Genomic DNA, 26,603 nt, shown 5'->3' with positions numbered 1-26,603 from the left:
GCCTATTGGATTCCCATGGGTTCGCGGCCCTACGGTCGAGGACGTCACCGCACCGGCGATCCGCGTCCGCGGTGCACGCCCCGGCGCGCGTCCGCCCTGGGCCCGTCCCTTTTGGAGAAACCCATGTCGAAGATCCTTTTCGTGATGACCGGCGCCGACCACTGGACCCTCGCCGACGGCACCAAGCACCCCACCGGCTTCTGGGCCGAGGAGGCCGTCACGCCGTACGCGGCGTTCAAGGCCGCGGGCCACGAGATCACCGTCGCCACCCCCGGCGGCGTCGTACCGACCGTGGACCGGGGCAGCCTCGCACCCGAGTTCAACGGCGGGCAGGAGGGCGCCGACCAGGTCGCCGCCGCCCTCGCCGCCGTCGACGAGATCAAGAACCCGATCAGCCTGGAGGACGTGCGGCTCGACGACTACGACGCCGTCTTCTACCCCGGCGGCCATGGCCCCATGGAGGACCTGTCCGCCGACGCGGCCTCCGGGCGGCTGCTGATCGACGCCCTCGACTCCGGCCGGCCGCTCGCCGTCGTCTGCCACGGCTCGGCGGCGCTCCTGGCCGCGGTGAAGGAGGACGGCACCAACGCCTTCGCCGGCCGCAAGGTCAGCCCCTTCACCGACGCGGAGGAGATCCAGGCCGGCCTGGCCGACCGGGCGAAGTGGCTGCTCGAGTCCCGGCTCGCCGAGGCGGGCGTGACCATCGACGCGGGCGAGCCGTGGGCCCCGCACGTGGTCGTCGACGGCAACCTGATCACGGGTCAGAACCCGTCCTCCTCCGCCGCGCTGGCGACCGAGGTCCTGAAGAAGCTGGCCTGAGCGAGGACGTCGGCGCCGGTCAGGCCCCGGCCGCCTCGCCGGCCTCGCGGGCGATCCGGTCGAACTGGGCGCCCATCGCCTCGGAGAGGGCCTGTGCGGCGGAGAGCGGGCGGACCATGACGGTGAAGTCGTCGATCCGCCCGTCCTCGTCGAAGTGGAGGAAGTCGCAGCCCTGGATCTGCCGGCCGGCGACCGTCGCGGTGAAGACGAGGGCGTGGTCGCGGCCGTCGGGGTCCGCGATCTCGCGGACGTAGGTGAAGTCCTCGAAGACGCGCATCACTCCGCGCAGGATCGCGGCGGTGATCGCCTTGCCGGGGTACGGCTTGAAGGCGACGGGGCTGGTGAAGACGACGTCGTCGGCGAGCAGGGCCTCGATGGCGGCCTCGTCGCGGTTCTCGACGGCGGTGCGGAACGGATGCATGGGTCCCTCACGATCGCTTATTCAATAAGTTGAATAGGTGCGTTGGAGGGTAGGGGGAGGGGAGGGTGGCTGTCCAGGCCGGCCACCCCTTCCCTGCCCCCCGGGGATCCCCTGGGCTCAGCGGCCCGCCCGCACCGAGACCCGTACGTTGTCGTCCTGGTCGCGCGCGACGAACAGGCCCGAACCGCCGACCGCGGTGTGCTGCGGGATCTCCACCCCGGCGCCGAGCACCTTGGCCTCGCCCGTCGCGGTGGTCAGGTCGAGCCGCACCACGAGCGCCCCGGACGCGTCGTCGCCGACCTTCCCGTACGCGGTGCCGTCGTCGGCGATGGCACCCACCGTGATCGTCTTGCGGTTGCCGTCGCCCTGGAGGCAGACGCCCTGCTTGCGCTGCAGGTCGAAGGCGACCGGACCGGCCGCGAGGAAGCGGCCCGAGGGCGAGGTGACGACCGGGTGGTTGCGGGAGTCGCCCTGGGAGGTGACCGTCGGGAAGTCGTCGTAGGCGCAGTCCATCCGGGCCAGCAGGGCGCCCGAGCCGACCTCGTGCACCGACCACGCCGTCGGCTCGCTCGAACCGTCCTTGCCGGTACGGTGCCACTGCGCGAGGAAGCGGCCGCCGGCCACGCCGTACACGTCGCCGTTCCAGCTGTCGCCGAAGCCGAAGGGGGTCTTCGCCGCCACGCCCTCGGGCCGGACGCCGTCGCTGAACCAGACGCCCGGGACGCCGAACCCGTGGCCGAGCCCGACCAGCGGGCCCTTGGCGCCGGCCGCGACCACGCGGTCCCAGCCGCACTCCAGGGGCCTGCCGTCGCACTGCCGGAGGAGCCCGGCGGCGTCGTCGTACGGCGTCACCTTGCCCGTGACCACGTCCACGGCGGCCGACCGCAGCGGGTAGTCGCCGTCCTCGCCGAACCCGACGAGCAGCCGGCCGCCGTCGGCGCTCACCCGCCAGTCACCCGGGTCCGTGGACACCGGCACGTCGATCTCCCGCAGCGGCTTGCGACCGGTGCCGTCGCCCTCGGCGGCGTACACCGCGAGACGCACCACCTCGGTGCCGTCGTGCAGCTCGTCCTTGCCCGCCATCCCGTGCGCGGAGACGACGACGAACCTGCGGCCGTCCTGCTCGAGGCCGAGCACGTCGGGGATCTCCCCCTCCTGCTTCGCGCCGTCCATCGGCATCGGGGGTCGCCAGGCGGCCGAGGCCCACCGGACCTTGCCGCTGTCGGCGGCCCTGGACTGCACGAGGAACCCGCCCGCGTCCACGTTCAGCATCGCGACGGCGTCGCCGCCCGGCAGTACGGCCACGGGCGGCTCGTCCACGTCGCCCGGCACCCAGGGCAGCGTCTCGTCCCAGCCCTTGGTGGCGTCGTACGCCGGAGGCACGGCCACCGTGGCGAGCGCCTTGTCGCCGGTCGCGGCCGCGGCGGGGTCGTTCTTGGCGTCCGCGTCCGGCGTACTGCTGCAGCCGGCCAGCGTCGCGGCCGTCAGCACGGCCAGGGCCGTCGCCTTCGCTGCTCGCATCTCTGATTCCCTTGCGTCAGTGATCAAATAGCCCTGACGTTAGCAACATGACGAACAGTCAGTGACGGCGGCTCACCGCCCGCCGCTACCGGGCGTCCGCCGACCGGTCCCAGGCGGTCGTCAGCCCGTCCAGCCACGCCGGCGGCAGTTCGGCGGCGTCCCACTCCTCGCGCAGGGGCGCGGGGTCCGTGGCGAGCCGCTCCAGGACGGCCACGCTGGTGGGGGAGTGGACGAGGGAGTAACGGCCGTGGATGGCGATGGCGCTGCCCGGCCCGTACTCCGCGTAAAGGCGCTCCAGGTGGGCGCGGTGGGTGGTGGAGAACTGCGTCAGGAGCCCGGGGTACCCGGCTCGCTGCCGCGAGCTCATGGTGCGCAGCACCGCGTTGAGCACCTGGTCGGTGGCCTCGGGGTCGAGGTCGGACTCGGCCGTGAACGAGAGGTAGAGCGGGATGACGGCGACCTTGGCCCGCTCCAGCTCCATCCTGCCGACGGGCGGCCGGTCGTCGGCGGAGGCGCCGGGCCGGCCGCCGGCGACGGCGTCCCGCAGCGCGCGCTCGGCGAGCCCGGCGAGGGCGGCGCCGGCCGCCTGGGTGCCGTCCAGCCAGCCCGACACGTAGAGTTCGCCCTTCTCCCGCGGCGCCTCCTGACCGATCCCGGCCGTCTCCTCGTGCGCGACGGCGAGGGCGCCGGCCTCCACGAGCCCGATCAGCTCCTCCGCGTCACCGGAGTAGACGCCCGCCCGGGCGAGCAGCTGGACGAGCGTCCGCTTCGCATTGAGGACGCTGGCCGGGTCCAGCTCCGGCGGTGCTTCGTCATGGGCGTTCATCGGGTCCTCCTCGTCACGGCGCGCCGGGGTGAGCGTACGTGGAAGGGTCCGACTACAGGCGTACGCCCCGCGACGTGCGTACGACCGAGGGCTGACGTGCCGGCCATGCCGGCCGCCGTAGCGTCATCTTCATGGTCAAACTGACACGAGCGGCCACGGCCGCTCTCCTCGCCTGCGCCGTCGCCTTACCCGCCACGGCCCTCCCCGCCGCCGCGGCGACCCCCGCCCCGCCCCGGTCCGTCGCGGCGGCCACCACCGTCCCGCTCGAACTTCCCGCGCCCACCGGGAAGTACGGGGTGGGGACCTCCGCCCTCCATCTGGTCGACCGGTCCCGCAAGGACCCCTGGGTGCCCGAGGCCGACGGCCGGGAACTCATGGTGACCCTGCACTACCCGTCGGCGCGCGGCGCGGACGGCAAGCCGGCTCCGTACGCCACCGAGGCGGAGTCACGTCTGCTCCTGAAGGGCGTGAAGGTCGAGGACCCGGCGTCCGTGAGCGCGCTGGCCGGCATGGGTACCTACAGCAGGACGGACGCGCGGCCCGCGCCGGGCCGGCATCCCCTGGTGCTGCTCTCGCCCGGCTTCGGGGTGCCGCGCTTCACCCTCACGAACCTCGCCGTGGACCTCGCCTCGCGCGGCTATGTCGTCGCGTCCGTCGACCACGCCTACGAGTCCTCGGGAACCGCCGTGCCGGACGGGCGGATCCTCACGTGTGTGGCGTGCACCGCCCTGGAGGAGGGCCGGGTGCACGGCAACGACGTCACCGCCGCGCGCACCGCGGACGTGCGCTTCCTGCTCGACCGGCTGACCGGCCCGAAGCCCGCCTGGAAGTACGCGGCGAGCATCGACCGCAAGCGGATCGGCATGGCCGGCCACTCGATCGGCGGCGCGAGCGCGGCGACGGCGATGCTCGCGGACCGCCGGATCGACGCCGGGGTCAACATGGACGGCTCGTTCCATGACGAGCTCCCCGCCGGTGGTCTGGGCGGACGGCCGTTCCTCATGCTCGGCACCGACGACGACATGCACCGGCCGGGCGGGGAGGACGCCTCGTGGAACACCACCTGGCCGCGGCTCGGCGGCTGGAAGCGCTGGCTGACGGTGACCGGGACGGATCACTTCAGCTTCTCGGACGGGCCGGTGATCCAGCGTCACTTCGGCCTGCCCGCGGGCGACATCCCGGCCGGCCGGGCGCTGGCCGTGACGCGGGCGTACGTCGGCGCCTTCTTCGACCAGCACCTGAAGGGCCGGCCGCAGCCGCTGCTCGTGGGGCCGAGCGCCGCGCATCCTGAGGTGCGGTTCCAGCAGCCGTGAGCCCGGCTGTGGGAACGGCCGCCGGCCAGGCCTTGAGCCCGGTGCGCGGCTGACGGCCGGCGGCGGCTTCCCCTCCGGAGCCGCCGCCGGCCGTCGTACGTCCCGTGGACGGGGATCAGTTCAGGGCGGCGCCGGTCGGTACGACGACCCCGTACAGGTCCTCGATCGTGGCGAGCGCGCCGTGGTGGAGCTCGGCGGCGGACACCTCGCCGACGGCCGTCCGCAGCGGGCGGGTCGCGCAGGCGTCGGCGACGACGGTCGGGCGGTCGCCGCGCAGGAAGGCACTGGCGGCCGTGAAGGCCACGCACATGTGGGTCATGAACCCGACGACGATGACGTCCTTGTTGCCGGCGGCGTCGAGCCGCTCGGCCAGGTCGGTCCCGACGAAGGCGTCCGGCACCGTCTTGACCACGACGGGCTCGCCCTCGACCGGGGCCACGCGCGGGTGGATCTCTCCGATCTCGGCGCGGATGTCGTACGGGGTGCCCTCGCCGCCGTCGTTGACGACGTGGACGACCTTCGCGCCCGCGCTCCGGGCCCGGGCGAGCAGCCCGGCTGCGGCGTCGAGGGCGGCCTCCCAGCCGTCCAGCTCCATCACGCCGCGGGTGTAGGTGTTCTGGTAGTCGATCAGGAGCAGCGTGGAGCCGGCGAGCGAGGCCGGGGTCTGGTCGAAGCCGTTGAGTTCGCGCAGGGTCGTGGTCGGCATGGCCGCCCTCTCTCGGAATGCTGGTGCGGGTGGGAAGAAGGCCGGGGCGAGCGCCCGTCGACCGTGCTCCCACGCTACGAACCCGCCCCGGATGGCGGCAATGTCATGTGAGTTGCAGATCCGGACATCGGCTCCGGGTGCCTGATCCCCCTCCCAGGGTTGTTAGCTGTTTAGCCAACATGCTAAATAGGTGTCATGACAGAGCGCGCCGACGACGCCGGAGTCTTCCGGGCCCTCGCCGATCCCACCCGGCGACAGATCCTCGAAGACCTCAGGAGCGGCGAGCTCCCCGCCGGGGAGATCGCGAGCCGCTTCGCCATCAGCGCCCCCTCCATCTCCCGTCACCTCGGCGTGCTCAAGGGGGCCGGACTCGTCTCCGAGCGCCGGGACGGGAACCGGATCCTCTACTCCCTGGTCGAGGACCGGCTCGCCACCAGCGTGGGGCGCTTCCTCAGCGCCGTCTGCCCCGAGCAGATCGTGCTCCGCCACACCAAGTGGCGCACCGACACGGGCCGCGCCGCCCACGAGCAGGAGAACGACGCATGAGACCCCCACGCCTCGCCTCCGTCATCGAACGGCGCCTGCTCGTCAACTACCGCGTCGCCCCGGAGGCCGTCGCGCCCCTCCTGCCCGCCACGCTGCGCCCGCAGCTCGTCCGGGGCCACGCCGTCGCTGGCATCTGCCTCCTGCGTCTCGGCTCCGTGCGGCCCGCCTGGGCGCCTGCCGCCGTGGGGCTGCGCAGCGAGAACGCCGCGCACCGCATCGCCGTCGAGTGGGACGGCCCGGACGGCGTCGAGACCGGCGTCTACATCCCGCGCCGCGACACGGCTTCCCTCGTCAACCGCTGGGCCGGCGGCCGGGTCTTCCCCGGCGAACACGGCCACGCCGACTTCGAGGTCCACGAGACCCCCGACACCCTCCGCGTCGCCTACGCCACCCGCGACGGCCGCACCCGCGTCGACGTCACCGCCGAGGTGACCGACCGCCTGCAGGGAAGCGAACTCTTCGCCGACCTCGCCGAGGCCTCCGCCTTCTTCCGTACGGGCAGCAGGGGCTATTCGGCCACCCGCTCCGGCCGCCACCTCGACGGCATGCGACTCGACACGACCGCCTGGCACATCGAACCCGGCCGCATCACCGCGGCCTCGTCCAGCTACTTCGACGCCCCCGACCGCTTCCCGCCGGGCAGCGCCCGACTGGACTCCGTACTCGTCATGCGCGACGTCCCGGTGCGCTGGGAGCCGCTCGCCGCGATGGCGACCTGCGGAACGGCCGTGGGTGCGCCGTGATCCGGCGTTCGACGCTGCCTGTGCGCACGACGGGAATGCAGCTTTGTGATCATGAATTCGCCGAGCGGTGGCGTCACCGACCAGGCGCCGGCCGATCCGGCCGCCACGGAGAACGTGCTGGCCGGCCAGCCCCTCGGCACATGTGCAGCGAGGGTCCGGCTGCGCGGGCCGGTCGCGCAGCTGCGCGTGGAGGTCCACGAAGGCATCAGTGACGAGGAGTACGTGGCGGCGCTCAAGGTGCTGCGCAGGATGATCGCCAACGTCGGAGGGACGGGCGCTCCTGGTCACCACGCCTACGACGCCCGGCCGGACGTGCCGTCGCCGACCGGGTCGAGCATCTCCTCCCTCGGCGGGGGCGCGGGGGCGGCGACGGGGCGGCGACGGCCCGTCAGGCGGCTGGCGACCGGTTCCGTGTAGCGCGCGGTGAGCGGGCCGAGGACGACGAGGATCAGGACGTACGCCGTGGCGAGCGGGCCGAGGGAGGGCTCGATGCCGGCGGTCACGGCCAGGCCCGCGATGACGATCGAGAACTCGCCCCGGGCCACGAGCGTCCCCCCGGCGCGCCAGCGGCCCTTGGGGGAGATGCCGGCCCGGCGGGCCGCCCAGTAGCCGGTCGCGATCTTGGTGGCCGCCGTGACCACCGCCAGCGCGAGCGCCGGCAGGAGGACGGGCGGGATGCTCGCGGGGTCGGTGTGGAGGCCGAAGAAGACGAAGAACACGGCGGCGAACAGGTCCCGCAGCGGGCTGAGCAGATTGTGGGCGCCCTCGGCGACCTCGCCGGACAGGGCGATGCCGACCAGGAACGCGCCGACGGCGGCGGAGACCTGGAGCTGCTGCGCGACGCCCGCGACGAGCAGGGTGAGGCCGAGTACCACGAGGAGCAGCTTCTCGGGGTCGTCGCTGGAGACGAAACGGGAGATCAGCCGCCCGTACCGGACCGCGAGGAACAGCACGAGACCCGCGACGCCCAGCGCGATGGCCAGGGTCGCGCTGCCCGCGGCGAGGCCGGCCCCGGCGAGCAGGGCGGTGACGATCGGCAGGTAGACGGCCATCGCCAGGTCCTCGAGGACCAGGATGCTCAGGACGACCGGGGTCTCCCGGTTGCCGAGCCGCCCGAGGTCGCCGAGCACCTTGGCGATGACGCCCGAGGACGAGATCCAGGTGACGCCCGCCAGGACGACCGCGGCCACCGGGCCCCAGCCGAGGAGCAGCGCCATCGCGGCGCCCGGCAGGGCGTTGAGGGCGGCGTCCACGAGACCGGCCGGGTACTGCGTCTTGAGGTTCCCGACCAGGTCCGTGGCCGTGTATTCGAGGCCCAGCATCAGCAGCAGGAGGATGACGCCGATCTCGGCGCCGATGGCCACGAACTCCTCGCTCGCGCCCAGCGGGAGCAGCCCGCCCTCGCCGAAGGCGAGTCCGGCCAGGAGGTAGAGGGGGATGGGGGAGAACTGAAGCCGGCCGGCGATGCGGCCGAGCAGGCCGAGGCCGAGGATGATCGCGCCGAACTCGATGAGGAAGACCGCGGAGGAGTGCACGGATCACTCCCTTCCGAGTATCGCGGCGGCGGCGTCGACGCCCTCACGGGTGCCGATGACGATGAGGGTGTCGCCCCCGGCGAGCCGGAAGTCGGGGCCGGGCGAAGGAACGGCGTCCGCGCGGCGCAGCACCGCCACGATCGAGACGCCGGTCTCGGTGCGCATCCGCGTCTCGCCGAGGTGGCGGCCGTTCCAGTGGGAGGCGGCGGACAGCGAGATCCGCTCGGCCACCAGGCCCAGGTCCGTGGTGGAGAGCAGGCTGGGGCTGTGGTGGGACGGCATGAGCGCGTCGATCAGCGCCTCCGACTCCTCGGCGGTCAGCCGTACCGACAGGGAGCATTCGTCGGGATCGTCGCTCCGGTAGGAACTGAGCACCCGTGACCCGTCCCGTCCCGCGACGACCGACAGACGACGCTCCTCACGCGTCGTCAGGTCGTAGCGGACCCCGATTCCGGGCAGGGGTGTACGGCTCATGCGCGCAGCGGGCACGACGGCTCTCCTCGACGGCGGGCGGCGTGGTGTCTTGGTGATTACTTTACCCAGGCAACAAATCGGCGGATTCGGCCATGATCGCGGAGGTATGCGCCCACATCGCGTCCCTTCGTGTGACCAGTCCGCTCGCCGAGCGGCCTGGTCACGCCCGCTCGACGAGCGCCTCCGCCAGCCGGTCCGCGAAGACCATCAGCTCGTCCAGGGCCGCCCCGCCGCGGGCCACCCGCAGACCGTGCCGCCGCCCCCAGAACGCGGCCTGCACCACATGGAGCTGGGCCCAGCGCCGCACCCGTTCGCGCTCCAGCTCCGCCGCCTCGGCGTACCCGGCCACGACCCGGTGCGCGGCCCGGCGCGGATCGTCCGCCTCGAGGAATGTCAAGGCCCGCGACTTGAGCAGCGTGCCGCCGTCGTAGGCGGGGTCGCCCGCGTACCCCTTCGGGTCGACGGCCAGCCACGGCTCGCGTTCGGCGCGCAGGATGTTCCGGGCGTGCAGGTCCCCGTGCACGAGCGTGTCCGGCTGCTCACGGCCCAGCTCGCGGACGGTGGCCACGGCCGCGTCCACGGCCCGCCGCGCCATCGTGTGCGGCAGCTCATCGGCGTCCGTCAGCAACTCCCGCTCCCAGGCGCCGGCCTGTTCGCTCAGCCGGGGCAGCCCGCGCGGCGCCGGGACCGCGAGCCGGCGGCCGATCCGTCCCGCGACCCGGACCACCTCGTCACCGTCCGCCAGCTCCGCCAGCGTCGAGGTGTCCGCCCGTTCGAGCAGCATCGCGAACCGTTCGTCGTCGCGCTCGTAGAGGCGCACGGCACCGCGCCCGCCCCATACGCCGAAGGCGTCCGGCTCGTGGACGTTGCCGGGGTGCGGGAAGGACAGCTTCAGGACGGCACGCTCCTTGTCCCCTCGCCGTACGGGGACGATCACGCCGACACCGCCGTGCAGCACCTCCCCGTCCAGGGTCAGGCTCCAGCGCTCGAGGAGCTCCACCACGAGTCCGGGCAGACGGGCGGCCCACGCCCGCCCCGGCTCCCCCTCGCGAGCGACCGTGCTCCGTACGAAGTCCCCAGGAATCGCGATCATTCCGGCACCCTACGGGCCCCGGGTGGTCGCGACCGGTCTTGCGTCCTCTTCGGAGTCATGATCGGATGTGCTGTCTTTCTCATGATCACAAAACTGGGGGTAGGGGCATGACCGGACGCATGGACAGACGTTCCGTCATCCGCGGCATGGCGACGGCCGGAGCCGGCGCCGCTGCGGGAGCACTGGTGATGGGGGGCACTCCGGCGTACGCCGCCGGGGCCGGTGACGACCCGTACAGCGTCGACGTGATCAGCAAGGGCGCCGACCCGACGGGCGCCACCGCGAGCGACGACGCCTTCCGCGCGGCCGCCGCCGAGGTGCTCGCCTCCTTCCAGCCCGACCCGATCTCGGGCGCGATCCCGAAGAAGGTCCTGGTCATCCCGCCGGGCACGTACCTCCTGACCCAGCCGGACTCGCTGCTGCCGAACGTCAACGGCGAGGGCGGCGGCGGCATCGTCGACGGCCTGTCGATCACGGGCTACGGCAAGCGGCTCTCCCGGATCGTCTACGCGCCGACGGCCAACGACACCACGCTGTGGACGAACTACCAGCGCTACAAGAACATCCGGATCTCCGGCCTCACGTTCACCAGCAACAACCCCACGTCGAGCTTCAACTACGCGTACTCCTCGGCGACGTACGGCGTGCAGGACACCTGGTACACGGACGTGGAGTGGCGCGGCAGCTGGAAGCGCGGCATCGGCCTGGACGGCCCCGCCACCACCTCCAACCTCAACAGCGAGATGGGCTGGGACCACTGCCAGGTCGGCGGCTCCTACTCGGACGCCTTCCTCGTCATCGGGATGACCCCGGCCGCGAGCCAGCAGGACCAGTTCCTCAACTACTGGTTCCGTGACTGCAAGGTGGAGTACCAGTCCGGTGTGTTCGTGAAGAACAACCGGGGCGGCTCGATGAACTTCACCGGCGGCTCCTACATCCTCACCGACACCGCCTCGAACGGCACCTTCTTCCAGCTGTCGTCCGACGCCGCCACCCGGGCCGACTCCACCATGCGGCTGTACGCCCAGGGCATCCGCTTCGAGCTGCGCGGCCTCGGCCACAAGGTGATCGACTCCCGCTGGTACAAGGGCAGCATCTCCTTCGTCTCGTGCGACGACACCGCGAACAGCTTCAAGTCGTGGGCACCGAACGCCGTCACGCACGTGTACGCGTTCAACGCCAACGGCGACCGCGGCCCGACCGTGCGCTACACCGACTGCGCGCTGATGGGCTCGCACCAGGTGGCGACCGGCTCGGCCGCGACCACCGCCGGCAAGCTCATCTACGACGGCTGCCGCTTCATCGACATGGCGGCCGCGACCGGCGCGAGCGGCTTCCTGCGCTGGACGGGCGCGACCGCGCCCCGGTACGAGATCAGCGACTGCCTCGGCGGCGCGGTCTACGTGGCGGACGTGAAGAACCCCGCCTGACCTTCGGGAGCGGGCGGTGAGGCATGAGCGGGCCGCGGCATCGAGCCGCGGCCCGCACGCACGTGTGGGCGTGTAGGTCACACGGAGGAGGGAAAGGTCCGGCTCATGGGGCGTCAGACGTACGGCAGGGTATCGGGGTTGGTCGCGGCGCTGCTGCTCGCGGTGACGGGCTGCTCCACGGGCACGGCGGGCGAGGGCGATGCCAAACCGTCGCCGCCGCCACGCACCGGCGCACCCGGCGGAACCGCCGCGCAGGACGGAACCCTCCCCGGCCTGCCCACCCCCGCACAGGCCCGCACCCGCCTCGCCGGCCTGAAGATGGCGCCCCAGGGCTCGATGACCGGCTACAGCCGCGACCGCTTCCCGCACTGGGCCGAACAGGGCCAGAGCTGCAACACCCGCGAGGCCGTCCTCGAACGCGACGGCACGGACGTACGGCGGGACGACGAGTGCCGTGCCGTCTCCGGCAGCTGGGTCAGCGTCTACGACGGCAAGACCTACACCAAGGCGTCGGGCCTCGACATCGACCACATGGTGCCCCTCGCCAACGCCTGGCGCTCCGGCGCGAACACCTGGCCCCAGGACAGGCGCAAGGCCTTCGCCAACGACCTGACCCACCCTCAACTCCTCGCCGTCTCCGCGGTCTCCAACCGCTCCAAGGGCGACCAGGGCCCCGACGAGTGGCAGCCGCCGTCCCGGGCGTACTGGTGCGTCTACGCCCGGGCCTGGACGTCGGTGAAGTCGACGTACGACCTGACGGTGACCAAGTCCGAGAAGAGCATGCTCGGGCGCATGCTGGACACCTGCCCGGCGTGACGCGGCCGGGCGAGCGAGCCGCCTTCCTCCGTGCGAGCATGGACGAGAGGGGGGCGGCGCAGGAGGTGCCCCATGCCACGGATCAGCGAGCCGCCGCCTGAGGACTTCGCCGGCTCCGGTGAAGAGGTGGAGATCAGGGCGCCGCGGGACCTGTACCAGCGTGCGGCACCCGACCCCTCGCTCTTCCCCGTGGACCTCCTCGAAGCGCGCTCCGGGATCGAGGCGTTCCTGACCGGCCAGGCCGACGAGCGCAACGGAGTGAGGAGCGCCGAGGACCTCACCGAGACCACCAACATCCAAGGCGTCGGCATCGGCCGGGCGAGACCGTCCGATTACGGGGCGCGCGGGGACGCGGTGGAGCCGGGCCAGTGGACGCTGAACGTCTACCTCCGCCGGCCGAGGCACCCCGAGGACGTCGTGTCGGTACTCGTCGAGCGGATGGGGGTGCGCGCGGCCGGATCCCGGGGCGTCGCCGTGGTGCCGGTGGTCACGGGTGAGATCGAGGCGCAGTCGTTCACCTTCGTGAGAAGGCCGGCGCCCGGAGGGATCTCGCTCATCGGTCTGCCCAACGCACTCGACCGGGGCACACTCGGGTGTCTGTCCACCGGGCGGTCGTTCCCGCGGAACCAGCGGACCTTGATCATCAGCTGCCACCATGTCTTTGCGAACGTCAACCAGGGAGCGCTCGGCAACGGGGTCATCCAGCCGGCCACCGCCGACGGGGGCGGTTTTCCGCCGGATCTGGTGGCGGTCCTGGAGAAGACGGTCCGGATCGAGTTCGACGGCACCATCAACAGCGTCGACTGTGCGACGGCCTGGGCGGACCGCCTGAACGTCAGTCCGAAGGTCCTCGCGCCCGGACCGTTCGGCCCCTTCGAGGTGCCCATCAGCCCGACGACCGCGGCCGTGACGGTGGGCTCGGCCGTGGGCAAGAGCGGGCGGACGACCGAGGTGACCTCGGGCACGGTGCAGGAGGTGGGCGCCTCGCACTGGGTCAGATATCCCACCGGCGCCATGGCGTACTTCTCCGGCTCCCTCGCGATCGTCGGGGACAGCGGCCCCTTCACCGTGCTGGGCGACTCCGGCGCGATCGTCTGGACCCTCGACCTGGTGCGCAATCCGGTGGGCCTCCACTTCGCCGGCGCGGTGAACGGGAGCAGGTCCTTCGCGAATCCCATCGACATCGTGACGCAGGCGCTCGACGTCTTCATCGTCGACACGGTCTGAGGGCCCGCCACCACCTTTCCCGGGTGGACGCCGACGGGCGTACGTGGGGGCCAGGGGGCGGAATTATGGGGGCGCATCTCCCATGTGGCGGCCGGTCGCTTGGCGTTGACTGGCGCATGCCGATCGGCCGGCCGGTACGGAACCCCATTCCGACGTGCGTGGTCCACGCACTCGCATACCGAGGAGATGTCCCGTATGAGCAGCGTCCTCAAGCTCCAGAACCTGCAGGCGACCGCCGCCACCAACAACGCGGCCGTCGTGTCCCTGACGAGCAGCAGCAGCAACTGCTGCTCCACCCAGCCGGAGTGACCCGACGGTGATCCGTGGGGGGACGCGGACTGCACCCCGTGTCCCCCCGCGGATCCCGCTGTTCTCACCGGCCGCCGGCCGACGGCGGCCCCCCGGACGGACACAGAGGCTGAGATGCGCAACGAACGATGGGTCAACCGGTTCCTGTTCGCCTGGAACAACACGCTGTTCTTCGATCCGCTCGACGTCCACTACATCCCGAGGGACGATCACTTCCTCGCCGCGCTCGACGAGCGGACCCGGGCGCGGTTCGTCCGCAGCGGCATCTGGTGGAGCCATCGGCACAACCCGGCGCTTCCCGCGCAGGGCTGGAAGATCCACGTCTCGGCGCACCACCGCAACGTGCGCGAGGTCGCCGCCACCGTGATCGGGTACCTCACCGGCCACGCGGTCGACTTCAAGATCGCCCTCGACCTCAACGTCTTCGAGATGCTCAACTCCAAGGGCATGTCCCGCGGCAGCGGCGGCAAGCTCGTCACCGTCTACCCGCGCGACGACGACCAGTTCCGCACCTGCCTGGCCGACCTGGCCCGCCTCCTGGAGGGCGCCGAAGGCGCGTACGTGCTGTCGGACCTGCGCTACCGCGACAGCAGGTCGCTGTACTTCCGGTACGGGCAGTTCCTCGACACCCACACCGTCGACGTCCTCGGCCGACGGGTGCCGCACATCCTCGGCCCCGACGGATCGGCCTTACCCGACGAACGCCGGCCCGGATACGCCCAACCTGCCTGGGTCCCCTGGCCGTTCGACGACTGGAAGCCCGACGAGGACGCGGACGGGGACGACGACGGACTGCTCGGCGGGCGCTTCCGGGTGACCGGGGCGATCCAGTTCTCCAACAGCGGTGGCGTGTACACGGCCGAGGACACCGCCGACGGCGACCGCAAGGTCGTCCTCAAGGAGGCCCGCCCGCACACCAACCCCAACCCCCGGCAGGACCACGACGCCGTCGACATCCTCGCCCGCGAGTGGACCTTCCTGAACCGCCTCGCCGACGCCGGCTCGTACCCGCGCCCCGTCGCGCGGTTCCGGCACTGGGAACACCACTACATCGCCGAGGAGTTCGTCGAGGGCTCCGACATCCGCTCCGTCCTGCTCGAACGCAACCCGCTCGCCCGCCCGGGCTTCGACATCGACAGGTCCCGCGACTTCCTGCGCATCTTCCTCGCCGTCTTCCGCAGCCTCGCCCGCGCCGTCCGCGCCGCCCACGAGCGCAACGTGATCCTCGGCGACCTCACCGCCGCCAACCTGCTCATCGACACCGAGACGTACGAGGTGACCATCGTCGACCTCGAGGCCTGCAGGCTCGCGGAGGCGGACGCGGAGGCGGACGCGGAAGGGGACGCGGAAGGGGGCGGGACCGCGCTCGACCGGCCCGTCGAGCTCTTCACGCCCGGCTTCAGCCTCTCCCGCCACACCTACCGGGCCTTCGGCACCGAAGGCGACCTGTTCGCCCTGGCCACCACCATGGCGTACTTCGTGTTCCCGATCGCCGCCATGTCGTACCTCCGCGAGAACGTCCTCGACAGCTACCGCGTCTTCCTCGACGCCCTCGGCTGGCCGCCCCGGATCCACGAGCTGCTCACCGAGCTCGCCGGCGCCCGCATCACCCTCACCGAGGTCATCGACGCCCTGTCCGACGAGACGAGCCTGTTCGACGAGGTACGCTCCGCGCCGCCGCGCCCCGTCGTGCAGGAGCGGCTCGGGCTCGCGGAGGCCGAGGCCGGGGTCGCCGCCTTCGTCGAGGCGGTCGCCGACACCGAACGGGCCACGCTCTTCCCGGTCGACCCGTTCGCCCACGTCACCAACCCGCTGAGCCTCGGCTTCGGCGCGAGCGGTGTGCTGTGGGCGCTGGGCGCCTCCGGCATCCCGGTACGGGACGAATGGCGCGACTGGTTCCGCGGCGAGCTCTCCCGGCTCGACCTGGCCGCCTACCCCGACGGCCTGATGAGCGGACTCGCCGGCATCGCCTGGGCGGCGGACTCGCTCGGGCTGCGGCGCCAGGCCAGGGAGCTCCTCGGCCACGCCAACCGCCGCGCGCCGGAAACCGCCGACCACACCTTCTACTACGGCCTCGCCGGGCTCGGGATGACCAACCTGCGCTTCCACCTGCACGGCGACGGCGACCCGCGCGACCTCGCCGCCGCGCAGGACTGCGCGCGTCTGCTGTGCGACAGCGCACGGCGCGACGGCCGGCACGCCTACTGGCTCAACTCCTTCTCGCCCGAGCAGCCGCTGACCGGCCTCGGCTTCGGGCAGGCCGGCGTGGCGCTGTTCCTGCTGAGGATGCACCAGGTCACCGGGGAGGAGAGGTATCTCCGGCTCGGCCAGGACGCCCTCGCCTGGGAGATGGCCCACGCCAAGCCGCTCGACGACGAGGGCGGCCCGATCATGTTCGAGCACGAGAAGACCATGGAGCCGTACGTCGAGGTGGGCTCCGCCGGCGTGGCGCAGGTGCTGCTGCGCTACGGCGACCTCGACGCCGCCCGCACGGTGCTGCGCGGCCTCGACGTCGGTCACTCCGTGCTGCCGGGCTACTCGTTCGGGATGAGCGGGATCGCCGACGCGCTCCTGGACGCGGCCGCGTTCACCGGCGACCGCGCGTACCGCGACACGGCCCTGCGCCAGCTCGACTTCGTGCGGAAGGTCTTCCTGTTCGAACCCGCCGAGCGCTTCCGGGTGCCGCGCGGCGAGGGTCCCGCCCCGCTCGGCGTACCCGGCGAGGGGCTCCTGCGCTGCTCGACCGACTACCTGACCGGCTCCGCGGGCGTGCTGCGGGTGCTGCACCGGGTCAATCACGGCGGAACGGCGGACTTCCTCCTCGACGAGCTCGACGCACCGGACGCACCGGCCGCATCGGACGCGCCGGCCGCGCCCGACAACGTCGGAGGGACGGCCCGGTGAACGAGCTGTGGCGCACCCTGCGCGGCCACCGGGCCCCCTTCGTGGCCGTCCTCGCCGCCGAGGCGGCCACCGGCGGCATCGAGGCCCTGCTCCACCCGCTCCTCCTCAAGGCGCTGTTCGACCAGGCCATCCTCACCGCCGACTTCCGCCGCTTCCTCCTCCTCGGCGCCTGCTACCTGCTGTTGGGGCTGACCCTCAACATCGCCGGCTACGGGATCGCCTGGTGGCGCAAACGGTTCGAGAACACCTTCGTCCTCGCCCTGGAGACCGAACTCCTCGGCCGTACGCTCGGCCTCGACGGGCGGACCATGGCGGAGGCGGGCAACGCCTCGTACGTCAGCCGCATCCACAACGACGTCCGCGAGGGCGTGCTCCCGGCCGTCGACGTCTGCATCCGCATCGCGCGCCAGGCCGTCGCCTCCGCCGTCTTCCTCGGTGTGCTGCTCTACCTGTCCTGGCAGGCCAGCCTGATCCTGCTGGTGATCGTGCCGCCCCTGGTCCTCGTCAGCAACCGGCTCGGCAAGCGGATCGAGAAGAACACGGGGCCCGAACGCGAGGCCGAGGCGCGCTACATCAACACCCTGACCCGGACGCTCGAAGCCTTCCACGCCCTGCGCGGCCTGCCCTCGCTGCTGCCCGCCACCCGCGCGGCCAACCAGGACGCCCTGCGCGGCTTCCTCGGCATCACCTTCGTCAACTACCGCCTCGGGCAGAAGCAGCGCACCCTCAGCGACCTCGTGATGAACCTGTCGGACACGGCGTCGATGGTCGTCGGAGCCTTCTTCGTCTTCTCCGGCCGGATGTCCTTCGGCAGCTTCCTCGCCTTCGTGAACTCGCTGTGGCGGGCCGTCACCGGCATCTTCGACCTCGTCAACATGATCCCGCAGACGCGCAGGAGCACGGCCGTGCTCAGGCGGATCGAGGCCCTGCGCGCCTCCGATCCGACCCCGTACCACGACGCGGGCCCCCTGGTCCGCGTCCACGGCGCCCGCATCGACTACGGCGGAGGCGACGGACCGGTCGTGGCGCTCCCCGACTTCGCACTCCGGCCCGGCGAACACGCCCTGCTCCGCGGCCCCAACGGCTGCGGCAAGACCACCCTCCTGCACGTCGTCGCCGGCACCCTCGCCCCCGACGCCGGCACGGTCACCCTGCCACCGCGCGTCGCGAGCCTCACCGCGCCGGTGCAGCTTCCCCCGCTGCCGGTACGCGCCCTCGTCGCCGACCCCGGCCTGCGGACCGCGATGGGCCTGGACGGCCTGGCCGACCAGCTGCCCTCGGAGCTGTCCTCCGGACAGCGCCAACGGGTGGGCGTGGCCACGCTGTTGAGCGAGGAGGCGGACGTCTACCTGGCCGACGAGCCGTTCGCGAACCTCGACGACGACGGCCGCGACCTCGTCCTGCGCATGCTGCGCGAGCGGACCGAGGGACGCGCCCTGCTCGTCGTCCACCACGGGGACGAGCACCTCGACGGCTCGTTCGACCGGGTGGTCGACCTGGCGGCGACGGCCGATGCGCTACGACGCTGAGCCCGCCACCAGGTCCCGGGCGGCGGAGGCGAACGCCGCCCGGTTGGGGTGGCCGGTCTTCTGCAGGAGGCTCGCCACGTGCTTCTCGACGGTGCGGGGCGAGATGTGCAGCCGGCCCGCGATGTCCCGGTTGCCGAACCGCTCGGCGAGCAGCCGCGCCACCTCGAACTCGCGGACGGTGATCCCGCACCGGCGCAGCCCCGGCGGCACCTGCTCGGTCCCCGTCCGGCGCTGCCGCACCGATGCGCCCATCCCGCGCAGCAGGGCCCGGCAGGCGCCGGCGACCGCGGGGAGACCCGCGCCATGGACGTACTCCTCGGCCTCCCGCAGCCATGCGACCGGGGCGCCCCAGCCGTCCTCGTACGCCGACCGCGCGACGAGCCGCTGGGACAGGTGCCGGGCCAGGGGGTAGGGGCCGGCGGCGTCGAACGCCACCGCGGCGGCGGCCGACGCCTCGGCGGCGCGGCCCTCCCGGCCGAGGAGCACCGCATGCGCGAGCCCGACGAAAGGCCGGTTCCAGCGGGTGCCCGCGGCGCTCGCGGCCGCGACCCGTTCGTGATGGTGCCGTCCCATGCGCCCCGCGAGCACGCCGAGCAGCAGCACGACACCGTGCCGGCCGAAGTCGCCGGTCGCCGGGTTCTCCGCGTCGTACGCGAGGGCCTGCGCCCACTCCCGTTCGGCGGCCTCGTGGTCCTCCTCCAGGAGCGAGCAGAACGCCCGCGCGAGCCCGTACGCCATCGGCCGCACCCCCGGCGCTGCGTCGACCGGCGCAGCGAGCCGTTCCAGCGCGTCCAGCATCTCGGCGCGCCTGCCCAGGTGCGCCCATCGCACCGCGTCCGCAAGCCGCCACAGGGCGTCGGCCCGGCCGAGCCCGAGTCTGGCCGCCTCGGCGCCGCCCTCCTGGATCAGCTCGCGCGCAGCCCCGAACGCGCCGCGCCGCACCCGCTCGAGCGCCAAGGCGAAACCGGCCTCGTGCGCCGTCGGCAACAGGCCCATCCGCAGCGCCGCCTGCCGCGCCTGCTCGGCCGGCCCCGCCCGGCCGTCCCGCTCCACCGCGAGCCGGGCGATCCCCGCCTCCGCGGCGACCCTGAGCCCGGGCAGCCGGTGCGCGTCCGCGAGCGCCCGGGCCCGCGCGAAGTGCCCCGGCGCGCCCCGCTCGTCAAGGCCTCCGAGCACGAGCAGCGCCCGCCCGACCACCTCCGGGCCCCCGCCCCGCCCGACCGCCCGCCGCGCACAGTCCTCGGCGGTACGCAGCCGCTCGGGCGCCAGCCGGCTCGGCTCCACGCAGGCGGCGGCGAGATCCACGACCGCGGCGGCAGGGTCATCCACGACCGTGCCGGCACGGTCATCCGGGGCAACGGCGGCACGGTGATCCGGGTCAGCGCCGGCGCGGTGATCCGGGACACCGCCGGCACGGTCGTCCGGGGCAGCGCCGGCACCGTCATCCGGCCGCTCTCCGAGCAGCCAGCGCGCCAGATCGAGCTGGCGCAGCGCCTCGGCGGGCCGCCCCGCGAGCGCGTGTATCTCGGCAAGTCGTGCATGCAGCCCGGCCCGGCGCGGCCCCGGCAGGCACGGGGAGCCGAGCGTCTCCGGCCCGGCGCCCGCCGGTAACCGGTCCAGCCTGCCCGAACGCGCCACCGCGTCGAGGAGCCGTTCCAGCACCGTCGCGTGCAGCTCCGGCGCGGTCGCGGCGTCCAGCAGATCGTGGGCCCGCCTCAGGAGCGTGAGCGCTCGCTCCGTCGCGCCCTCCGCCGTCGCCCGATCGGCCGCCTCCCCGTACAGCCGGACGGCCTCCCCGGTGTCGCCGGCGCGCTCGTGGAGTTCGGCGGCGTGGCCGCACCACACCCCCGGCAGACCCGGGTGCAGCTCGGCGAGCGCCGCCGCGGCCCGCCGGGCCAGGGCGGGCTGTTCGACCGGGCCGAGCGCCGATCGCAGGGCGTCCGCGGCCAGGGGGAAGCGGAAGGCGTACCAGTCGGTGCCGGGGCCGTCCGGTACGACGAGGGACGCGGCGACGGCGGCACGCAGCAGCGCGCACAGCCCGGCGTCGGTGCGGCCGGTCGCGTGGCGCAGGACCGGGGCGGGGAAGCGGCCGCCGAACACGGCCGCCATGCCGAGGAGCTCCACCCCCGACGGGCCGAGGCGCTCCGCGCGGAGCCGGACGTGCTCCACCAGGGCGGTGGGGACGGGCGCGGGGTCGTGGGCCAGCGCCCTGACCACGAACGGGATCCCCGCGCCGCCGGTCGCCGCGCGCCGGACCAGGGCCGGACTCACCTGCTCCGGGGCGACCCCCAGCTCGCTCGAGAGGAGCAGGCGCACGTCGGTACGGCCGAGCGGCGCGAGGTCGAGGACCGCGGCGGTGCCGTCCTCGCGGGCCCGCGCGGCGAGTTCGGCCGCGGGGCCCGGCGCGCTGCCGGTGGTGAGCAGGAGCACCGCCGGCAGTGGTCCGACGTTGCCGAGCAGGTACTCGACGACGGAGAGGGTCCCGGCATCGGCCTCGTGCAGGTCGTCCAGGACGAGCAGACAGCCCCGCCCGCGGCCGACGACGGAGGTCAGCCGCAGCACCGCCTCGGCGACCACGAGCGGCGACAGCGCGGAGACCCCCGTGCCCCGCGCGTCGTCGAGGAGCCGGGCGAGCACCGGCCCGTACCGGCCGAGCCGGTGCTGGGCCGGCGGCTCGGCCCGTACCAGCGCGAGCAGCGCCTCCACCAGCGGCCGGTACGGCACGGCCGGCCCCACCGTGCCCGCCCGGCCCCGCGCCGTGACCATGCCCGCCGCCTCGGCCGCCCCCACGGCCTCGGCGGCGAACCGGGTCTTGCCGACGCCCGGCTCGCCCGTGACGAGCACCGCCCGGCCCCGCCCGGACCGGGCGGCGGCGAGCACCGCCGTGATCCGCGCCCACTCGGCACCCCGGCCCACGAGTTCCCCCGGCCGCGTGTGGACGCCGCCGTCGGGGAGCGGGGTGGTACAGGCGTACGGAATCGTCATCTGCCTCTCCAGGTGGGTGGGGAAGAGGAAGCTCGGTCGGCGTTCGCCGGGCATGACGATAGGAACGGGGGAGGGACGCGTTGCAGCCGTCCATTTGGGGGGCTTGCGGTGGGGGACCGGCCGTCAGCCCCCTTCGAGGCTGTCCTCGCGGACCCGCCGCGCGAGGTCGATCTTCGTGTACGCGGGGCGGCCGGCCTGCTGGTATTTGGCCTTCACCCGGTCCAGGTAGTCCTTGGCGGTGTGGACCGTGATGCCGGCGCGGCGGGCGGCGGACTTCAGGGTCATCCCGGAGGCGTAGTCGAGCAGGATCTCGCGTTCCCTCGGCGAGAGCCGGGGACGTGACGGACTGTCGTCGTGCGCGCAGGCGAAGGCGAGTTCGGGGGAGTGGGCGCCGTGGCCGGCGAAGACGTCCTTGACGGCGGCGACCAGCGTCGGTAGATCGTTGTCCTTGGTCAGATAGCCGTCGGCGCCGGCGCGGACGGCGTCGATGACCCGGGCGCGGTCGGGCACGGTGCTGATCATCAGGACCCGGCTGCCCGAGTGCAGCAGCCGCCGGATGTTGTCGGCGGGCGCGGAGCCGTCCCGGAGCAGCAGGTCGAGCAGGACGACGTCCGGCGCCGCGCCGGTCGCCGCCCCGAGCAGCTCGCCGACGGTGGCCGCCGTCGCCACGAGCCGCAGTTCGGGTACGGAGCCCAGCCAGGAGCGCATGCCGTCGAGGAGCATCCGGTCGTCGTCGACGACGGCGACGGTGATCAGCCGGGCCATCTGAGCTCCACACGGACGCCCTCGCCCGGCGCGGTGTCCACGCTGGCCCGGCCGCCGACCTCGGCCATCCGGGCGAGCACCGAACCGCGCAGCCCGAACCCGGCCTCGTAGCTGTCGGGATCGAAGCCGCGCCCCCGGTCGACCACCGTGACGACGGCCCCGCCCCGCCCGCCGGTGTCCCCGGTGGCGGTGAGGTAGGCGTGCCCGGTGCCGGCGTGCCGCCGTACGTTGTTGAGCGCCTCCCGCGCCGCGTCGGCGAACGCGGCGGCGACCTCGGGCGGCACCTCGGGCAGCTCGTGGTACTGGGCGGTGACACGTAGCTGCAGGCTCTCCACGGAGCTCACGGCCTCCTCCAGGGCGGCGCCCATCTCCGGGTGGTGGACCTCGTCGGCGGTCTGCTGGATCAGCCGGCGCAGATACGCGGCCTCCCGGCCGCAACGCGCCCTCACCTCAGGAGCGTTGGCGTCGATCCCGCCCCCGGCCAGGGTCGTCAGGGTGGCCAGAACCGTGTCGTGCAGCGCCCGGTGGTGGGCGAGGCGCTCGGCGTAGCGGGCCCGCTGCGCCTCCGCGGCCAGCGCGCGGGCGTTGGCCTCGTCGAGGAGCCGGCCCTGACGGCACAGGTACCACCACATGACCCAGGCCATCACGGCAGAGGACAGCAGGGAGTTGACGTGTCCGCCGAGGACGGCGGGGCGCGCGCCGACCAGGTGGTAGCCGAGGAGATGGGTCGCGACCAACAGCGCGATCGCGACGGGGGCCTGGAAGCGTACGAGGGCGATGGCCGCGGCGGCGCTGGCCGACCCGCCGAGCAGCATCGCCCAGCCGAGCGACGAGGTCTCCCGTATCCCGGCCCACGCGTACAGCGCGAACGGCAGGGCGCAGCCGGTGACCAGCACGTCCGCCCACACGTGCCGGGGGTCGAACCAGCCGCGCCGCAGGGCCGTCCCGTACACGAGGACGCTCAGCCCGAGCGCGGTCGCGATGCCCAGGTAGGCGACCAGGTGGTCGGACCGGCGCTGGGCGACCGCGAGGACGCCGACGGTCAGATGGCTCGCCCGGTAGAGCAAGGTGGTGAGGATCATGAAGGACTGGGCGCGCTGCAGCCCGGACCCCACCCCCGTCCTCCGCCGCAGCGTGGGCAGCCGCCATTTCGGTAAGGACCCCACCGGCAAGACCACGCCTCCCGTGCCGCACCTGTCGCCGTCGGCCGCATTCTGCCCCAGCCGGGACCTGCCGACAGCGCTTCTACCAGCCGTTTTGTGCGCGATGTGAAGGCGATGTGGCCGGGTTGTGCGGGTAGCCCGTACCGAGGGGTAACCAAGGTCGTCCACAGGGCTTGTGGGGGTGGCATGTGCATGGTTACCTCGGGTAAGTCGCCCTCTGGAGCCGGAAGAAGGAACCCCCATGCCCTCTCCCCGCCTGACCCAGCCCCACCCCCCTCGCACCCGCGCCCGGCGCCGCCTCGGCGGAGCCCTCGCGGCCGCGCTCGCCCTCGTCGCCACCGTCGGCGGCACCGGCGCCGCCGCGGCCCCCGAGCGCGCCGGCGCGCAGGGACTGCGCGAGGTGATGTTCGTCGGGAACAACTGGGACGGCACCGCCGACGTCATCGAGTCCCGCGGCGCGTTCGGCCGCGTCGGCCGCCTCGACGTCATCCCCGACAAGGAGGAGCGGCTGCGGGAGATCTACCTCAACCCGATCAAGCTGGCCTTCTTCCTCGGCGTCCGCAGCGGGCCCGGCGAGGGGCACGACCAGTACGTCGACGACATGTACGCGACCCCCGACGGCACCGCCATGGTCGTCTCCCGGCCCAGCTTCGCCGACGTCGTCTCCCTCGACCTACGCACGGGAAGGATCAACTGGCGCTTCCCCGTGGCCGGTTACCGCTCCGACCACATGGCCGTCTCGCCCGACGGAACCCGCGTCGCGGTCTCCGCCTCCACCGCCAACACCGTGCACGTCCTCGACATCGTCACCGGCCGCCAGGTCGGCTCCTTCAAGACCGGCGACAAGCCCCACGAGAACGTGTTCACCTCCGACGGCCTGCTGTGGAACATGGCCATCGGCGAGGTCACCACCGCCCTCGACGAGCCCTGGCTCGACTGGACCAAGGGTGACCGGAAGATCACGATCGTGGACGCGAAGACCTTCGAGACCGTACGCGTCATCGACATGCGCGAGCGCCTCGACGCCTTCGGCCGCACCGACCTCTCCGACGCCGTACGGCCCGTCGCGTTCACCCCCGACGAGAAGAAGCTCTACTTCCAGGTCTCGTTCCTCAACGGCTTCCTCGAGTACGACATCGCCGCCGACCGGATCACCCGCCTCAAGGTCCTGCCCGGCAACCCGGCGACCGACCCCGACCGCACCAAGTGGGTCAACGACTCGCGCCACCACGGACTTTCGATGAGCCCGGACGGCGGCAAACTCTGCGTCGCGGGCACCATGGACGACTACGCGACCGTCGTGGACCGCGCCACGCTCCGGCAGGGCCCGCTCGTCGAGGCCAGCAAGCCCTACTGGGCGACGGTCAGCGGCGACGGCCGCTCCTGCGTCATCTCCGAGAGCGGCGCCGACAAGGTGACGGCGATCGACTTCGCCACCGGGCAGCGCGTGGCCAGCGTGAACGTGGGGGACCACCCGCAGCGCGTACGACTCGCCCACGTCCCCGCCGACTGGACCGGCCCCTCGGCCGACTGACCTCAACCCCTCCCACCGAAGGACATCGTGAAGAGAACCCTCCTGGGGGCCGCGCTCACCGCGGCCCTTCTGGCTGCCGGGACCCCGGCAGCGGCCCCCGCCGCACCGACCGCATCCACCCCACCCAACGCCACCGCCCTCGCGGAGAGCTGGCAGCCCCCGCTCAGCACCCGGGGCCGCTACATCGTCGACGCGAACGGCGACCGCTTCAAGCTCACATCGGCCAACTGGCACGGCGCACAAGGCTCGTGGAACGGCTCAGGAGACATGGCCGACCCCGCGAACCACCACGACGCCGAGAAGTCCGACCAGCTGCCACTCGGCCTCGACCGTGCGCCCCTCGCCACGATCCTCGCCGACTTCCACGCCCTCGGCATCAACAGCGTCCGGCTGCCGTTCTCCAACGAGATGCTGCACGACCAGCGCCCCGTCCCCGACGCGGCGGTCGCGGCCAACCCGGCGCTGCGCGGCCGGACACCGCTCCAGGTGTTCGACGCGGTGATCGCCGAGACCACCGCCGAAGGATTCGCCGTCGTCCTCAACAACCACACCAACACCTCCCGTTGGTGCTGCAGCCTCGACGGCAACGAACGCTGGAACACCAGCCAGACCACCGCCCAGTGGGAGGCCGACTGGCTGTTCCTGGCCAGGCGCTACAAGGACAACAAGCGGGTCGTCGGCGCCGACCTCTACAACGAGGTCCGGCGCACCATCACCGACGACGCCAACTGGGGATGGGGCGACGACCACGACTGGTGGGCGGCCACCCAGCGTCTCGGCGACCGGCTCCTCACCGAGGCCAACCCCGACCTCCTCGTGGTCGTCGAGGGAATCAACTGGCAGGGCATCCCCGCCGACGGCCTCCCGCACGGGCGCCCCACCCTGGAACCCGCCCGCACCCTCTCCCACACCCTGGTCGCCTCGGACAAGCTCGTCTACTCGGCCCACTTCTACGGCTACACGGGCCCGAACCACACCGGCGCCACCGGCACCGGCGAGACCCACGACTGGCGCTACCAGGAGCTGTCGCGCGACGACCTGTTCGCGACCCTGGACCGCCAGGCCTTCTACGTCGCCGCCGACACCGGCCGGCACTACACCGCACCCGTCTGGATCAGCGAGTTCGGCATCGGCGCCGACGAGACCGACCCCAAGGCACGCGCCTGGTTCGGCAACTTCGTCGACCACCTCATCGCCCGCGACACCGACTTCGCCTACTGGCCGGCGGTCGGCTTCACCGGCCACGGCCGCTGGAAGCTGCTCGACTACGACACCCAGGGCCGCCGCTCCGGCATCCTCGACGGCGCCGACTGGCGCGCCCCCCACTGGAGCCGCCTGGTCACCGCCCCCGGCAGGACGGGCCAAGTCCCGGTCGCAGAGACCTGGGACATGCTGAACCTCGACCACGCCGACGCCGTGCAGTCCCCGCGCGCACGGGCCGACGGCGACTGGGACTCCGGCGCCCGCAAGGGCGTCTGCCCCGACGGGCAGCGCCTGATCGGCCTGGCCCACCGCGACGGCCGCGGCCTGTGCACGGACGCGGGCGCACCCCGGCTCGCCGCACCCACGGGCGGGTTCACCGTCGTCAAGGACGAGCGGTACGTCAAGGAGGGCGACTGGGCCACCGGATACACCAAACTCCAGTGCCCCCAGGGCCAGTTCATGACCGGTTACAGCGTTCGCGGTCAGGCCGTCTCGGGCGTGCTGTGCGCCCCGGCGTCCCGCGCGCTTCCCGTGACCGGCCGTACGCTCTGGTTCGACCGAGGCGACAACCGCCCGCCCGGCGGGCCCGGCGGCGAGTTCGCCCAGGGGAACTACAAGGGCCAGTGCGCCACCGGCGAGTACGCGGCCGGAATCGCCTTCACCGGCGCCTGGGCGAAGGGCAAGACCCCGGACGCCCTGCTCTGCCGCACCCTCTAGACGCGACGAAGGGGCCTGCCGGAG

22 protein-coding genes and 1 pseudogene are annotated in these 26,603 nt (G+C 73.0%); 13 read left to right on the top strand and 10 right to left on the bottom strand.

Annotated features, from left to right (window positions below; all coding sequences use genetic code 11):
* The first annotated feature begins 123 nt into the window (after window positions 1–123).
* Entirely contained in the window at window positions 124–819 is a 696-nt protein-coding gene (locus ACIGEZ_RS25135; RefSeq protein WP_399834741.1) for a type 1 glutamine amidotransferase domain-containing protein, read from the top strand.
* Window positions 820–838: 19 nt separating this feature from the next.
* On the opposite strand, the gene ACIGEZ_RS25130 is transcribed toward ACIGEZ_RS25135, so the two are convergent.
* The 3 genes from ACIGEZ_RS25130 to ACIGEZ_RS25120 form a co-directional block, all read right to left on the bottom strand.
* Window positions 839–1,240 carry a nuclear transport factor 2 family protein gene (locus ACIGEZ_RS25130; RefSeq protein ID WP_399834739.1) on the bottom strand — a complete coding sequence of 134 codons (402 nt, stop codon included), beginning with the start codon at window positions 1,238–1,240 and terminating at the stop codon, window positions 839–841.
* A gap of 117 nt (window positions 1,241–1,357) precedes the next feature.
* Complete coding sequence (locus tag ACIGEZ_RS25125; RefSeq protein WP_399834737.1) at window positions 1,358–2,761, bottom strand: hypothetical protein; 1,404 nt, start codon at window positions 2,759–2,761, stop codon at window positions 1,358–1,360.
* 85 nt (window positions 2,762–2,846) lie between these two features.
* A complete protein-coding gene (locus ACIGEZ_RS25120; RefSeq protein ID WP_399834735.1) occupies window positions 2,847–3,587 on the bottom strand; it encodes a hypothetical protein in 741 nt (246 codons plus the stop codon).
* A gap of 131 nt (window positions 3,588–3,718) precedes the next feature.
* On the opposite strand from ACIGEZ_RS25120, the gene ACIGEZ_RS25115 reads away from it, so the two are divergent.
* On the top strand, window positions 3,719–4,900 hold the full coding sequence (locus ACIGEZ_RS25115; RefSeq protein WP_399834733.1) for an alpha/beta hydrolase family protein: 1,182 nt from the start codon (window positions 3,719–3,721) through the stop codon (window positions 4,898–4,900).
* Window positions 4,901–5,015: 115 nt separating this feature from the next.
* Here ACIGEZ_RS25115 and ACIGEZ_RS25110 read toward each other — a convergent pair whose 3' ends face one another.
* Complete coding sequence (locus tag ACIGEZ_RS25110; RefSeq protein WP_399834731.1) at window positions 5,016–5,606, bottom strand: cysteine hydrolase family protein; 591 nt, start codon at window positions 5,604–5,606, stop codon at window positions 5,016–5,018.
* A gap of 195 nt (window positions 5,607–5,801) precedes the next feature.
* Between ACIGEZ_RS25110 and ACIGEZ_RS25105 the strand changes: the two genes are divergently transcribed.
* The 3 genes and pseudogenes from ACIGEZ_RS25105 to ACIGEZ_RS25095 form a co-directional block, all read left to right on the top strand.
* Complete coding sequence (locus ACIGEZ_RS25105; RefSeq protein ID WP_399834729.1) at window positions 5,802–6,152, top strand: metalloregulator ArsR/SmtB family transcription factor; 351 nt, start codon at window positions 5,802–5,804, stop codon at window positions 6,150–6,152.
* On the top strand, window positions 6,149–6,895 hold the full coding sequence (locus ACIGEZ_RS25100; protein WP_399834727.1) for a DUF2071 domain-containing protein: 747 nt from the start codon (window positions 6,149–6,151) through the stop codon (window positions 6,893–6,895). Before ACIGEZ_RS25105 ends, ACIGEZ_RS25100 begins: the two co-directional genes overlap by 4 nt.
* A gap of 144 nt (window positions 6,896–7,039) precedes the next feature.
* Window positions 7,040–7,168: pseudogene (locus ACIGEZ_RS25095) on the top strand (MarR family transcriptional regulator); the annotation flags it as partial.
* A gap of 20 nt (window positions 7,169–7,188) precedes the next feature.
* On the opposite strand, the gene ACIGEZ_RS25090 reads toward ACIGEZ_RS25095, so the two are convergent.
* The 3 genes from ACIGEZ_RS25090 to ACIGEZ_RS25080 all read right to left on the bottom strand — a co-directional run bounded on the left by ACIGEZ_RS25090 (window position 7,189) and on the right by ACIGEZ_RS25080 (window position 9,997).
* Complete coding sequence (locus tag ACIGEZ_RS25090; RefSeq protein WP_399834725.1) at window positions 7,189–8,430, bottom strand: cation:proton antiporter; 1,242 nt, start codon at window positions 8,428–8,430, stop codon at window positions 7,189–7,191.
* Between the two features lie 3 nt (window positions 8,431–8,433).
* Complete coding sequence (locus ACIGEZ_RS25085; RefSeq protein ID WP_399834723.1) at window positions 8,434–8,904, bottom strand: cation:proton antiporter regulatory subunit; 471 nt, start codon at window positions 8,902–8,904, stop codon at window positions 8,434–8,436.
* Window positions 8,905–9,064: 160 nt separating this feature from the next.
* Window positions 9,065–9,997 (bottom strand): aminoglycoside phosphotransferase family protein, encoded by a 933-nt coding sequence (locus ACIGEZ_RS25080; RefSeq protein ID WP_399834721.1) that lies wholly within the window; start codon window positions 9,995–9,997, stop codon window positions 9,065–9,067.
* 119 nt (window positions 9,998–10,116) lie between these two features.
* On the opposite strand from ACIGEZ_RS25080, the gene ACIGEZ_RS25075 reads away from it, so the two are divergent.
* From ACIGEZ_RS25075 to ACIGEZ_RS25050, 6 genes are all read left to right on the top strand, one after another.
* Window positions 10,117–11,427, top strand: coding sequence for a hypothetical protein (locus tag ACIGEZ_RS25075; protein WP_399834720.1), 1,311 nt, complete (start codon window positions 10,117–10,119; stop codon window positions 11,425–11,427).
* A gap of 105 nt (window positions 11,428–11,532) precedes the next feature.
* Complete coding sequence (locus ACIGEZ_RS25070; protein WP_399834718.1) at window positions 11,533–12,243, top strand: HNH endonuclease family protein; 711 nt, start codon at window positions 11,533–11,535, stop codon at window positions 12,241–12,243.
* A 72-nt stretch (window positions 12,244–12,315) separates the two neighbouring features.
* On the top strand, window positions 12,316–13,470 hold the full coding sequence (locus tag ACIGEZ_RS25065) for a hypothetical protein (protein WP_399834716.1): 1,155 nt from the start codon (window positions 12,316–12,318) through the stop codon (window positions 13,468–13,470).
* A 195-nt stretch (window positions 13,471–13,665) separates the two neighbouring features.
* Window positions 13,666–13,779 (top strand): class III lanthipeptide, encoded by a 114-nt coding sequence (locus ACIGEZ_RS25060; RefSeq protein ID WP_399834714.1) that lies wholly within the window; start codon window positions 13,666–13,668, stop codon window positions 13,777–13,779.
* Between the two features lie 114 nt (window positions 13,780–13,893).
* Window positions 13,894–16,683, top strand: a complete 2,790-nt coding sequence (lanKC, locus tag ACIGEZ_RS25055; protein WP_399834712.1) for a class III lanthionine synthetase LanKC — start codon at window positions 13,894–13,896, stop codon at window positions 16,681–16,683.
* Entirely contained in the window at window positions 16,680–18,212 is a 1,533-nt protein-coding gene (locus ACIGEZ_RS25050) for an ATP-binding cassette domain-containing protein (protein ID WP_399834710.1), read from the top strand. Before lanKC ends, ACIGEZ_RS25050 begins: the two co-directional genes overlap by 4 nt.
* Here the strand turns inward: ACIGEZ_RS25050 and ACIGEZ_RS25045 are convergent.
* The 3 genes from ACIGEZ_RS25045 to ACIGEZ_RS25035 form a co-directional block, all read right to left on the bottom strand.
* On the bottom strand, window positions 18,201–21,251 hold the full coding sequence (locus tag ACIGEZ_RS25045; RefSeq protein ID WP_399834708.1) for an AAA family ATPase: 3,051 nt from the start codon (window positions 21,249–21,251) through the stop codon (window positions 18,201–18,203). The two genes, ACIGEZ_RS25050 and ACIGEZ_RS25045, sit on opposite strands and share 12 nt — an antisense overlap.
* A gap of 69 nt (window positions 21,252–21,320) precedes the next feature.
* On the bottom strand, window positions 21,321–21,962 hold the full coding sequence (locus ACIGEZ_RS25040) for a response regulator (RefSeq protein WP_399834706.1): 642 nt from the start codon (window positions 21,960–21,962) through the stop codon (window positions 21,321–21,323).
* On the bottom strand, window positions 21,950–23,077 hold the full coding sequence (locus ACIGEZ_RS25035; RefSeq protein ID WP_399834704.1) for a sensor histidine kinase: 1,128 nt from the start codon (window positions 23,075–23,077) through the stop codon (window positions 21,950–21,952). The genes ACIGEZ_RS25040 and ACIGEZ_RS25035 overlap by 13 nt, the downstream gene beginning before the upstream one ends.
* Before the next feature lie 289 nt (window positions 23,078–23,366).
* On the opposite strand from ACIGEZ_RS25035, the gene ACIGEZ_RS25030 reads away from it, so the two are divergent.
* Window positions 23,367–24,659: a YncE family protein gene (locus tag ACIGEZ_RS25030; protein ID WP_399834702.1), complete on the top strand. Its 1,293-nt coding sequence runs from the start codon at window positions 23,367–23,369 to the stop codon at window positions 24,657–24,659.
* 27 nt (window positions 24,660–24,686) lie between these two features.
* A complete protein-coding gene (locus ACIGEZ_RS25025; protein WP_399834700.1) occupies window positions 24,687–26,579 on the top strand; it encodes a glycoside hydrolase family 5 protein in 1,893 nt (630 codons plus the stop codon).
* Window positions 26,580–26,603 lie beyond the last annotated feature (24 nt).

The sequence above is a fragment of the Streptomyces sp. NPDC085481 genome (assembly GCF_044541845.1).
In the GTDB taxonomy this organism is placed as follows: domain Bacteria; phylum Actinomycetota; class Actinomycetes; order Streptomycetales; family Streptomycetaceae; genus Streptomyces.
Note: the sequence above shows the minus strand (reverse complement) of the source record. Positions and strands in the feature narration are given on the sequence as shown.